11 protein-coding genes and 1 tRNA gene are annotated in these 10,129 nt (G+C 64.1%); 9 read left to right on the forward strand and 3 right to left on the reverse strand.

Features of this window, described 5'->3' with window-relative positions:
* Nucleotides 1–2: 2 nt before the first annotated feature.
* From ruvX to IVB12_RS17350, 3 genes are read right to left on the reverse strand one after another with little or no spacing between them, the layout of a single operon-like run.
* The gene (ruvX, locus tag IVB12_RS17340) at nucleotides 3–494 is read right to left on the reverse strand and encodes a Holliday junction resolvase RuvX (protein WP_247300787.1); all 492 of its coding nucleotides are present in this window, start codon (nucleotides 492–494) and stop codon (nucleotides 3–5) included.
* Nucleotides 416–739 carry a hypothetical protein gene (locus IVB12_RS17345; RefSeq protein ID WP_247300802.1) on the reverse strand — a complete coding sequence of 108 codons (324 nt, stop codon included), beginning with the start codon at nucleotides 737–739 and terminating at the stop codon, nucleotides 416–418. The genes ruvX and IVB12_RS17345 overlap by 79 nt, the downstream gene beginning before the upstream one ends.
* A gap of 31 nt (nucleotides 740–770) precedes the next feature.
* Entirely contained in the window at nucleotides 771–1,661 is an 891-nt protein-coding gene (locus IVB12_RS17350) for a LysR family transcriptional regulator (RefSeq protein WP_247300788.1), read from the reverse strand.
* 96 nt (nucleotides 1,662–1,757) lie between these two features.
* Here IVB12_RS17350 and IVB12_RS17355 point away from each other — a divergent pair, with 96 nt between their 5' ends.
* From IVB12_RS17355 to IVB12_RS17395, 9 genes are all read left to right on the forward strand, one after another.
* Nucleotides 1,758–2,732, forward strand: a complete 975-nt coding sequence (locus tag IVB12_RS17355; RefSeq protein ID WP_247300789.1) for a nitronate monooxygenase — start codon at nucleotides 1,758–1,760, stop codon at nucleotides 2,730–2,732.
* A 57-nt stretch (nucleotides 2,733–2,789) separates the two neighbouring features.
* The gene (locus IVB12_RS17360; RefSeq protein WP_247300790.1) at nucleotides 2,790–3,866 is read left to right on the forward strand and encodes a nitronate monooxygenase family protein; all 1,077 of its coding nucleotides are present in this window, start codon (nucleotides 2,790–2,792) and stop codon (nucleotides 3,864–3,866) included.
* 77 nt (nucleotides 3,867–3,943) lie between these two features.
* Nucleotides 3,944–4,231, forward strand: a complete 288-nt coding sequence (gene gatC, locus IVB12_RS17365) for an Asp-tRNA(Asn)/Glu-tRNA(Gln) amidotransferase subunit GatC (protein ID WP_247300791.1) — start codon at nucleotides 3,944–3,946, stop codon at nucleotides 4,229–4,231.
* Nucleotides 4,232–4,249: 18 nt separating this feature from the next.
* Nucleotides 4,250–4,462, forward strand: a complete 213-nt coding sequence (locus tag IVB12_RS17370; protein WP_247277029.1) for a hypothetical protein — start codon at nucleotides 4,250–4,252, stop codon at nucleotides 4,460–4,462.
* On the forward strand, nucleotides 4,459–5,934 hold the full coding sequence (gene gatA / locus IVB12_RS17375) for an Asp-tRNA(Asn)/Glu-tRNA(Gln) amidotransferase subunit GatA (RefSeq protein WP_247300792.1): 1,476 nt from the start codon (nucleotides 4,459–4,461) through the stop codon (nucleotides 5,932–5,934). Before IVB12_RS17370 ends, gatA begins: the two co-directional genes overlap by 4 nt.
* Nucleotides 5,925–6,227 (forward strand): hypothetical protein, encoded by a 303-nt coding sequence (locus IVB12_RS17380; protein ID WP_247300793.1) that lies wholly within the window; start codon nucleotides 5,925–5,927, stop codon nucleotides 6,225–6,227. The genes gatA and IVB12_RS17380 overlap by 10 nt, the downstream gene beginning before the upstream one ends.
* The gene (gene gatB, locus IVB12_RS17385) at nucleotides 6,224–7,702 is read left to right on the forward strand and encodes an Asp-tRNA(Asn)/Glu-tRNA(Gln) amidotransferase subunit GatB (RefSeq protein ID WP_247300794.1); all 1,479 of its coding nucleotides are present in this window, start codon (nucleotides 6,224–6,226) and stop codon (nucleotides 7,700–7,702) included. Before IVB12_RS17380 ends, gatB begins: the two co-directional genes overlap by 4 nt.
* A gap of 1,547 nt (nucleotides 7,703–9,249) precedes the next feature.
* Nucleotides 9,250–9,516: a hypothetical protein gene (locus IVB12_RS17390; RefSeq protein ID WP_247300795.1), complete on the forward strand. Its 267-nt coding sequence runs from the start codon at nucleotides 9,250–9,252 to the stop codon at nucleotides 9,514–9,516.
* 412 nt (nucleotides 9,517–9,928) lie between these two features.
* A tRNA-Ser gene (locus IVB12_RS17395) sits at nucleotides 9,929–10,022 on the forward strand.
* Nucleotides 10,023–10,129 lie beyond the last annotated feature (107 nt).

Below are 10,129 nucleotides of genomic sequence, written 5' to 3' on the forward strand. Positions count from 1 at the left end.
GATCAGTCCGTCCCCGGGCGAGCGCGAAGATTGGCGAGGCGGTCGAGCGCGCCTTGCAGGATGAAGATCGCCGCGTGCTCGTCGATCACCTCGGCGCGCTTGGCGCGGCTGACGTCCATGCCGATCAGCTCGCGCTCGACTGCCGCCGTCGAGAGGCGCTCGTCCCACAGGCCGATGGGGAGTGCGGTCAGGCCGGCAAGATTGCGGGCGAAGGCACGGGTGGATTGCGCGCGCGGGCCCTCGCTGCCATCCATGTTGATGGGCAGGCCGAGCACGAAACCGGCTGCCCTGCGTTCAGCCGCGATCGCGAGCAGCCGGGCGGCATCCTGCTTGAACGCCTTGCGCTGGATCGTCTCGACGCCGGTCGCCAACCGCCGGTCGGGATCGGACACGGCAACGCCGATGGTTTTGGTACCTAAGTCAAGCCCGACCAGCGCGCCGCGCGCGGGCCAGTGTGTTGCAGCATCGACGAGAGGCAGGATAAGAGCCGGCATGGCTTAGCGCATATCACGCGTCGCGCTGCGGAGTGAACCCGGAACATGGATGCGCTCGCATTATTCGGCGTGTTTGCCGCGTCCTGCGCGTTCGGCTCGGCCTCGATTTTCTCCAGGGCACCTGACCGTTCGGTCTGCTCGAAGCGATCTGGGCCGTTGCGCCGCGCATTGCTGGACACGACAGATTTGTGGCGATGAATTTCAGTGAGATGAACGCCGGCGCTCGCGGTGACTTTCACGATCATTTCGTGATCAAGGCGACGATCAAGTTCTTCGTCAGGCGGCGATGACGTCCTGGTCCAGCTTCAGGCAAGCGGCAAAGCCGCTCAGTGCGCTGGATTGATGTCCGGCGCGGCGCTGGATGAAGAGTGTCTCGACACGCGCATGCGACGGGCTCAGCGCGTGGATCGACACGCTTCCGTTCATCGCGCTGCGCTCGACCACAATGCGCGGCAGCAGCGTCACGCCCATGTCGGCAGCGACGCAGCCGATCATGCCGTCGAGTGTGCCGAGCTCGAAGCGCGCCGCCGACGGCCAGCCGAACTCGACGAACACCTGCTCGAGCCGTTGGCGGTAGGTGCAGCCGGTGCGGAACACCAGCGCCGTCGGGCCGGGCTCCGGCGTGCCGGCACGCAGCTCGGCCAACGAAGCCCAGCGCCGCGCGCTGACCAGCACCAGCTCTTCGCGGAAGGCGCTCGTCGCTATGAGCTCGGCATGCGCGATGGGACCCGCGACGAAGGCGCCGTCGAGCGAGCCGTCGAGCACGGCGGCGACGAGGTCGGCCGTGGTTGCGGTGCGCAGAGAAAGGCGCACGGCAGGAAAACGGCGGTGGAAATCCGCCAGCACGGGCGGCAGCCGCACGGCCGCGGTGGTCTCCATCGATCCAATCGCGAGCGGTCCCTTCGGCTCACCGTCATCTTGCGCGGCGAGCACGGCTTCACGCGACAGCGCCGCCATTTTTTGCGCATAGGGCAGGAGGCGTTTGCCGGCACCGGTCAGCGTCATGCCGCGGCTGTGACGTTCGAACAGCGGCGTGCCGATCTCGGCTTCCAGCGCCTTCACGCGCTGGGTGACGTTGGACTGCACGGTATTGAGCTCTTCGGCGGCGCGGGTGATGCCGCCGGTGCGGGCGACGATGGCAAAGGTCTGGAGATCACTGAGTTCCATGGAATCGTTCCGCATTTGAGATGGCAGCGTTCTCTAGAATTCAATTTTAGAGAATGCTATTCGCGGCTAATGTTCCTGTCCAGAGTGGGAGGACGCATGCCGATCGCCACGCCGCTGACAGAGCTTCTGGGGATCAAGCATCCCATTCTGTCGGCTCCCATGGACACCATTGCAGGCAGCCGGTTGACCCGTGCCGTCAGCAGTGCCGGCGGCTTCGGAATCTTGGGTGGTGGCTACGGCGACCAGGCCCGGCTGGAGGCCGAGACCAAGGAGCTGGAGGGTCTTGCGCCGTTCGGTATCGGCTTCATCACCTGGAGCCTGGCAAAACAGCCGGAGCTTCTCGACATTACGCTGGACGCCCAGCCTCAGGCCATCATGCTGTCGTTTGGCGATCCCGCGCCGTTCGGGCCGCGCATCAAGGCGGGCGGCGCGCGATTGATCTGCCAGGTGCAGAGCGAGGACATGGCGAAGCAGGCGCTTGATGCCGGCGCGGATATCCTGATCGCACAGGGTACCGAGGCTGGCGGCCATGGCGCGTCGCGCACTACGATCGACATCGTGCCTGCGATCGTCGATCTCACGGCAGGACGCGTGCCGGTCGTCGCGGCCGGCGGTATCGCGGATGGCCGGGGCCTCGCTGCAATGTTGATGCTGGGGGCATCCGGCGTGCTGATGGGCACACGCTTTTATGCGAGCGTGGAGGCCAATGGCGCGGAGGAAGCGAAGCGGCGCATTCGTGAAGCCGACAGCAATGATACCGTGCGCGGCGTCGTCTTCGACTGGTCGCGAAATCTGTTCTGGCCGGCGCCGTTCACTGCGCGCTCGCTGATCAATGATCACATCAAGCGCTGGACCGGCCGCGAGATCGAGTTGATGCAGCGCGCAAGCGAGGTCGCCGCGGAGTATGCTGCGGCGAAGGCCGCGGGCAATTTCGAGGTCGCTGCGGTTTTTGCCGGCGAGGCCGTCGGACTGATCCATGACATTCCGTCCGCCGCGGAGATCGTGGAGCGGATTGCGACGGAGGCGGAGCAACTCCTGGCCGGGCGGAGAAACTCGGTCGTCGCGGCGTAGAGTTTTTCACCCTCCACCTCCAGGGGAGGGTAAGCAAAAACGAGAAAGAGACACACCATGTGGCCTGACCGTCGACTGATCGATCTCTTCAAGACCGAATTCCCGATCGTGCTGGCGCCGATGGCGGGCGTGATGGATGCGGAGCTGGTGATTGCGGCCGCGCAGGGCGGGGCGCTGGGGTCGCTGCCCTGCGCGATGATCTCGCCGGAGAAGGCGCGCGAGCAGGTTGGTCTCATCCGCCAGAACGTGAAGGCACCGGTCAATCTGAACTTCTTCTGCCACACACCGGTAGAGCTCACGACCGAGGCCGAGGCACGCTGGAAGCAGCGGCTTGCGGGCTATTACACCGAGCACGGTCTTGATCCGGCGGCGCCGATCGCTGCGGCGAACCGTGCGCCCTTCGACGCGGCATTCTGTGAGGTGGTCGAGGAGCTGAAGCCGGAAGTCGTCAGCTTTCACTTCGGCTTGCCGGAGCAAGCTCTGCTCAAGCGGGTGAAGGCAGCCGGCTGCCTCGTGATCTCGTCGGCCACCACGGTGAAGGAAGCGGTCTGGCTCGAGCAGCGCGGCGTCGATGCCATCATCGCGCAAGGCGCCGAGGCGGGCGGTCATCGCGGCATGTTCCTGACCGACAAGATCGCGGAACAGCCCGGCACCTTTGCGCTGGTGCCGCAGGTCGTCGATGCCGTGAAGGTGCCGGTGATCGCCTGCGGCGGCATTGCGGATGGGCGCGGCATTGCCGCGGCCTTTGCGCTCGGTGCATCCGGTGTGCAGATCGGCAGCGCCTATCTGCGCTGTCCTGAATCCAAGGTCACGGCGGGAGGCCGCAAGGCGCTGGCCGAGGCCGACGACGAATCCACCGTCATCACCAATGTCATGACCGGGCGTCCTGCGCGCGGGGTGCAGAACCGGCTGATGCGCGAGGCCGGCCCGATCTCGCCGGATGCACCTCCCTTTCCCCATGCTGCGACCGCGCTCGGGCCCCTGAAAGCGGCTGCCGAAAAGCAGGGGAGGGTGGATTTCACCAATCTCTGGGCTGGGCAGGCCGTGGCCCTCGGCCGGGATGTCCCTGCGGCCGAATTGACCCGCGATCTCGCCAAATCGGCGCTGGCTCGCATGAAAGCGCTCGCTGGATAGGCGGGAAGCGCCGGTTGCGGCGCAAAACCGGCCTCTGCTATACGGCACATAGGTTTTGCCGTGAGAGGCCTTATATAATGTCCGTCGACGCCACGACCGTCCGCCGCATCGCGCATCTGGCGCGCATTGCGGTTTCCGAGGACGAGGTTCCGCATCTCCAGGGCGAGCTCAATGCCATGCTCGCCTTCGTCGAGCAGCTCTCGGAGGTCAATGTCGAGGGCGTGGAGCCGATGACCTCGGTCACGCCGATGCAGATGAAAAAACGGCAGGATGTCGTCACGGACGGCGAGATCGCCGATGATATCGTTGCCAACGCGCCCGCGACCGAAGGTCACTTTTTCCAGGTGCCGAAGGTCGTCGAATAACTTTTAGGACGTGGTCCGATGTGTCTGCTTTGCGACGATGAGAAGGCCTATCAGGCCTACATGACCTATCTCGACAAGATGGAGCGGCAGGGCAAGGCTGCCGATCCCGACGTCGCCGTCAATGCCGTGCTCGACGAGATCGAGGCCGCCGCAAAAGCAGCCGCCAAAAAAGACGACCCGGCCAACGACAAGACCCTGTCTCCGTTCTTCTGTAGCCCGATCAATAAATGACCGATTTGACATCGCTGACGCTCGCCGCGGCCCGCAAGGGTCTCGCCGACAAGACTTTCACGTCGCTCGAGCTGACCGATGCGCATCTGTCCGCGATCGAAGCTGCGCGCGTGCTCAATGCCTTCGTCATGGAGACGCCGGACCAGGCGCGCAGCATGGCGCGCGAGGCGGACGCCAGGATCGCCAGGGGCGACGCCGGTCCGCTCGCCGGCATCCCGCTCGGGATCAAGGATCTGTTCGCGACCAAGGGCGTGCGCACCACGGCGTGCTCGAAGATCCTCGACAATTTCGTACCGACCTATGAATCGACCGTGACGTCGCAGCTCTGGCGCGACGGCGCGGTGTTGCTCGGCAAGCTCAACAATGACGAGTTCGCGATGGGTTCGTCGAACGAGACCTCCTGCTTCGGCCCGGTCGGCAATCCCTGGCGGCGCGACGGTTCGAACGCGACGCTGGTGCCGGGCGGCTCGTCCGGCGGTTCGGCCTCGGCCGTAGCGGCGCTGCTCTGCATGGGCGCGACCGCGACCGACACCGGTGGCTCGATCCGCCAACCGGCCGCGTTCACCGCGACCGTCGGCATCAAGCCGACCTATGGCCGCTGCTCGCGCTGGGGCATCGTCGCCTTTGCCTCCTCGCTTGACCAGGCCGGCCCGATCGCGCGCAGTGTGCGCGATGCCGCGATGCTGCTGCGCTCGATGGCCGGGCACGATCCGAAGGATACGACCTCGGTCGACATCCCGGTGCCGGACTACGAGGCTGCGATCGGCAAGTCCGTGAAAGGCATGAAGATCGGCGTCCCCAGGGAGTATCGTCTCGACGGCATGCCGGCCGAGATCGAGAAACTCTGGAGCGCGGGCGCGGACTGGCTCAGGAGCGCCGGCGCCGAGCTTGTCGAGGTGTCGTTGCCGCACACCAAATATGCGCTGCCGGCCTATTACATCGTGGCGCCGGCAGAGGCGTCCTCCAATCTCGCGCGCTATGACGGTGTGCGTTACGGCCTGCGCGAGCAGGGCAGGAACATCATCGAGCTGTACGAAAACACCCGGGCCGAGGGCTTTGGCGCAGAGGTGAAGCGCCGCGTCATGATCGGCACCTATGTGCTCTCGGCCGGCTATTACGACGCCTATTACCTGCGGGCGCAAAAAGTACGAACGCTGATCAAGAAGGACTTCGAGGACTGCTTCGCCAAAGGCGTGGATGCGATCCTAACCCCGGCGACGCCGTCGGCGGCCTTCGGCATCGGCGAGAAGGGCGGCGCCGATCCGGTCGAGATGTACCTCAACGACATCTTCACGGTGACCGTGAACATGGCGGGCCTGCCCGGCATCGCCGTGCCCGCCGGCAAGGACGCGCAGGGCCTGCCGCTCGGCTTGCAACTGATCGGCCGTCCCTTCGACGAAGAGACGCTGTTCTCGCTCGGCGAGGTGATCGAGCAGGCTGCCGGCCGCTTCACGCCCGCGAGGTGGTGGTGAATGTCGCCGCGTTCATCGCGAGCCTTGACGGCGCGGCGCCTGCGCCGGAATTGAACGCGTCGCTCGCCGGCCTCTGGTGGGCGGCCAAGGGCGACTGGGACCGCGCACACAGAATAGTCCAGGACGAGAGCAGCCGCGAGGCGGCCTGGGTGCATGCGTATCTGCACCGCGTCGAAGGTGATCTCGGCAATGCTGGCTACTGGTACCGCCAGGCCGGTCAGCCCGCGGCAAAGGATTCATTGGAAGCAGAGTGGGAGCGGATCGTTGCCACGCTGCTTGGGAGCAAGACATGAGCACGGCCACGCACAAGCTTCTCAAGGGCGCCACCGGCGATTGGGAGATGGTCATCGGCATGGAGATCCATGCCCAGGTGATCTCGAACTCAAAACTGTTCTCGGGCGCCTCGACCACATTCGGCGGGGAGCCGAACAGCCATGTCTCGCTGGTCGACGCCGCGATGCCGGGCATGCTGCCCGTCATCAACGAAGAATGCGTCAGGCAGGCTGTCCGGACCGGGCTTGGCCTCAACGCAAAGATCAATCTGCGTTCGGTGTTCGACCGCAAGAACTATTTCTATCCGGACTCGCCGCAAGGCTACCAGATCAGCCAGTACAAATCGCCGGTGGTGGGTGAGGGCGAGGTGCTGATCGAGCTCGACGGCGGTCGCAGCGTCACCATCGGCATCGAGCGGCTGCACCTGGAGCAGGATGCGGGCAAATTGCTGCATGACCAGTCGCCAAGCATGTCCTTTGTCGATCTCAACCGCTGCGGTGTGGCGCTGATGGAGATCGTCTCCAAGCCCGACATCCGCGATGCCGAGCAGGCGAAGGCCTATGTGACCAAGCTGCGCTCGATCCTGCGCTATCTCGGCACCTGCGACGGCGACATGGAGAAGGGAAGCTTGCGTGCCGACGTCAACGTCTCGGTACGCCGGCCCGGCGGTCCGCTCGGCACCCGCTGCGAGATCAAGAACATGAACTCGATCAACTTCATCGGTCAGGCGATCGAATACGAGGCGCGGCGTCAGATCGAGATCTTGGAAGACGGCGGCGAGATCGAGCAGGAGACGCGGCTCTATGATCCCAATAAGGGCGAGACGCGCTCGATGCGGTCCAAGGAAGAGGCGCATGACTACCGCTACTTCCCCGATCCCGACCTGCTGCCGCTCGAGTTCAGCCAGGAGTTCGTCGACGATCTGAAGGCGAAGCTGCCCGAGCTGCCGGACAAGAAGAAGACGCGCTTCGTCGCCGACTTCGGCCTGTCGGCCTATGACGCGAGCGTGCTGGTCGCCGAGCGCGAGAGCGCGGTATTCTACGAGACGGTGCTCGACAAGCTCGCCAACCGCGCGCGCGACGGCAAGATGGCGGCGAACTGGGTGATCAATGAGCTGTTCGGCCGTCTCAACAAGGAAGGCCGGGATATTACGGGCTCTCCCGTCAACGCGGAGCAACTCGCCGCGATCATCGACCTGATCGGCGAGGGCACGATCTCAGGCAAGATCGCCAAGGATCTGTTCGAGCTCGTCTGGCAGGAGGGCGGCGATCCCCGCGCGCTGGTGGAAAGCCGCGGCATGAAGCAGGTCACCGACCTCTCGGCGATCGAAAAGGTGGTCGACGACATCATCGCGGCCAATCCCGACAAGGCCGCGCAGGTCAAGGACAAGCCGCAGTCGCTCGGCTGGTTCGTCGGCCAGGTGATGAAGGCGTCCGGCGGCAAGGCCAACCCGCAGAGCGTCAACGACCTGCTCAAGTCCAAGCTCGGCGTCTAGCCTCGGCGTTCGAACGAGGTGACGAGTACGCTCCGTCACCTCGTTGTCGGCTCTCGGTGCGGCGCTCGCGCGCATCCTCGGCGGCAACTTCATCGGATCGACAGCGATGCGGCGACCGAATCGCAGGCACGCGATTCGCGCAAAACGGCGGTTTGCACACGCTCAGGCGAGCCTTCGTGCCGTTAAGCATGAAAATTTTTTCGTTGCCAAAACTCGCGACTCAGAGTCCGCGAAACGCCTTCGCGAGGCAATCGTGGGATCGACGATGCGCGTCGTCACATCGATCATGCGCGATGCGTGTGTGCAGAAAAATACTTTCTGCATAGTGTTTTTCTGCAATCGCATCTGTTGCAGACGCCGACGATGCGCCCACTCTCTGCGATCGCAAGCACATGTAATGCAGTGCGCTTGCGCCGCGCTCGCCAAGCGCACGCGCGTTGCGTCGTCAACACTTCTTTAAGCGAGACGCTGTTTTTTTCTTCGTGTTGGTGTATTCGGGATGAGTGCATTCGATCCCCGAGTGCACGCAGCGATTAAAGCCATCTCACACATCGGAGGGCAACATGGCCAAGAAAGCGAAGAAGGCGAAGAAGGCGAAGAGCGCAGTGAAGAAGACTGCGAAGAAGACCCGCAAGGTCGCGAAGAAGAAGAAGTAACTTCGCTTCTGAAGTTGCCGGCTCCAGATAGCCGGCACGTCATCAGCGCCTTCTAAGGGTTCTGGTCGACGATAGAGGGTGTCGGCGAGACATCAGGTCAACGGTCGGGTCGTCTCTTGCGGCCCGGCAGAAGAAACGAGTTTTCTTCGTTCGGTGCGGTTCTCCTCAAGGGCTCCGCAATTTCACAAGCGGCCTTCGGGCCGAAGTGAAATCTGGTCCTGACGTGTTCGCCGACGCCCTCGTTCTCTTGAGGCCGGGGCATTGCCGGCATTCCATTCCCCAGGCATTGCTGATCTGACTGCGACGCGGTCGCGCGCTTGCTCGCCCTGTCTTGGGCAAGCTGGGCGTTGCGCCCATGTCGGCTGTCTGCTGTAGCCCGAGTGCCGTTCTACGTGTGCAGTGTCATCGCCCGGCTTGGACCTGGCGAGCCAGTACAGCGCGGCGTCTCGACTGATGACTGCTGTCGGCGAAACACTCGGTCACGCGCCTGCGCGGGTGAGGACAGCGAGCGGCACGCGAGACCCCCACAACGCGCGTCCGACCCTGCGCGATGGTTATCGTTCTCCCAAAATCGCAGGGTAAACCGAATCTGACGAAGCGCAGAAGTGCTTGCAAGTCAGGCGCTTTTTGAATTCCCTGCGCAAACACCGCGCGCTCGCGTTTACGTCTGCTTCATCGCGATACTTAAACTGCCATTCAAATTTGCCCGCCATCATCGCCTCCAACAAGCCGGCAAACGGCATTGGGCAAAAAAGCCTCGGGGATGAGTTGAACAGCGCATGATCCCGGAAAAGTGGTCTTCCGGTTTTCCGGGAAGGATCATGCGAATTCAGAGTTGGACGGGAGCCGCGCTCGGGGAAACGGGGCGGCATAAGAAAAAGGGGATGCGACATGTTTCAGGGTACTTTCGATCTGGAGACGGCGACGCCGATCGGCGCGAGCGCGCTCTCGGACGTGCTGTTCGAACGCGGGATCTACTGGGCGAGCGGCCGCTCCGGCCTCGTCGACCTCGTCGCCGCGCATAAATGGTTCAACCTCGCCGCGCTGAAGGGCCGCAAGGACGCCGTCGCGCTGCGCCAGGAAGTCGCCGGGCAGATGTCGGAGGCCGAGATCTCGGCCGCGCAGCGTGAGGCGAGGGCGTGGGTTTCCGCCCACTGAGCGGAGAATCGCATCCGGAACCGCCCTTACGGGCACGCCCGGTTGAGCATGGGTCAGGGCTGCGATTCAGATCGCCCCGATAACCTGGAACCCTGCCGGCTGCAGGAGCCGGTGTGTCCAAGATCAAGGTCTCGGACTTTCCATGCCGGCGCAGATCCGGCGTCTGGTTCAACGTCCGGCCGGTGAGGCGGTGCCGACCTCGTCCTCGCATTGGCGAATCCGGCGGTCCGGCCACCGGAGGCGGACACATACATTACATACATAAAGACGCCGCGCATTGGTGGTCGCGCGCTGCGGATCCCTCCGGGTGCCTGAGCAGCCGCCCGCCTGGCAGCTTTCAGGTGAAAAGAACCCGCCGACCTCAATTCTGCCGCTTGCGGCTCGCCGCTGTGTCGGGCATACCCGGCATATTGGAGACGTGGCCGAGTGGCTGAAGGCGGCGGTTTGCTAAACCGTTATAGGCTTGTAAAGGCCTATCGAGGGTTCGAATCCCTCCGTCTCCGCCAGCCGAGCTGTGTCCGGCCCGGACACATGGGTAACAGGTCGTACCTGAGACATGGGTGACAACCTCGTGCCGTTCGGGTGTCGAGGGTTGCAGGGTCAGTCCACGCCT

The sequence above is a fragment of the Bradyrhizobium sp. 179 genome (genome assembly GCF_023073535.1).
GTDB lineage: Bacteria > Pseudomonadota > Alphaproteobacteria > Rhizobiales > Xanthobacteraceae > Bradyrhizobium.

Excerpts from the sequence above, each read along its gene's own strand:
- ruvX (WP_247300787.1), bottom strand. The coding sequence starts at position 494 with ATGCCGGCTCTTATCCTGCCTCTCGTCGATGCTGCAACACACTGGCCC.
- IVB12_RS17345 (WP_247300802.1), bottom strand. The coding sequence starts at position 739 with ATGATCGTGAAAGTCACCGCGAGCGCCGGCGTTCATCTCACTGAAATT.
- IVB12_RS17350 (WP_247300788.1), bottom strand. The coding sequence starts at position 1,661 with ATGGAACTCAGTGATCTCCAGACCTTTGCCATCGTCGCCCGCACCGGC.
- IVB12_RS17355 (WP_247300789.1), top strand. The coding sequence starts at position 1,758 with ATGCCGATCGCCACGCCGCTGACAGAGCTTCTGGGGATCAAGCATCCC.
- IVB12_RS17360 (WP_247300790.1), top strand. The coding sequence starts at position 2,790 with ATGTGGCCTGACCGTCGACTGATCGATCTCTTCAAGACCGAATTCCCG.
- gatC (WP_247300791.1), top strand. The coding sequence starts at position 3,944 with ATGTCCGTCGACGCCACGACCGTCCGCCGCATCGCGCATCTGGCGCGC.
- IVB12_RS17370 (WP_247277029.1), top strand. The coding sequence starts at position 4,250 with ATGTGTCTGCTTTGCGACGATGAGAAGGCCTATCAGGCCTACATGACC.
- gatA (WP_247300792.1), top strand. The coding sequence starts at position 4,459 with ATGACCGATTTGACATCGCTGACGCTCGCCGCGGCCCGCAAGGGTCTC.
- gatB (WP_247300794.1), top strand. The coding sequence starts at position 6,224 with ATGAGCACGGCCACGCACAAGCTTCTCAAGGGCGCCACCGGCGATTGG.
- IVB12_RS17390 (WP_247300795.1), top strand. The coding sequence starts at position 9,250 with ATGTTTCAGGGTACTTTCGATCTGGAGACGGCGACGCCGATCGGCGCG.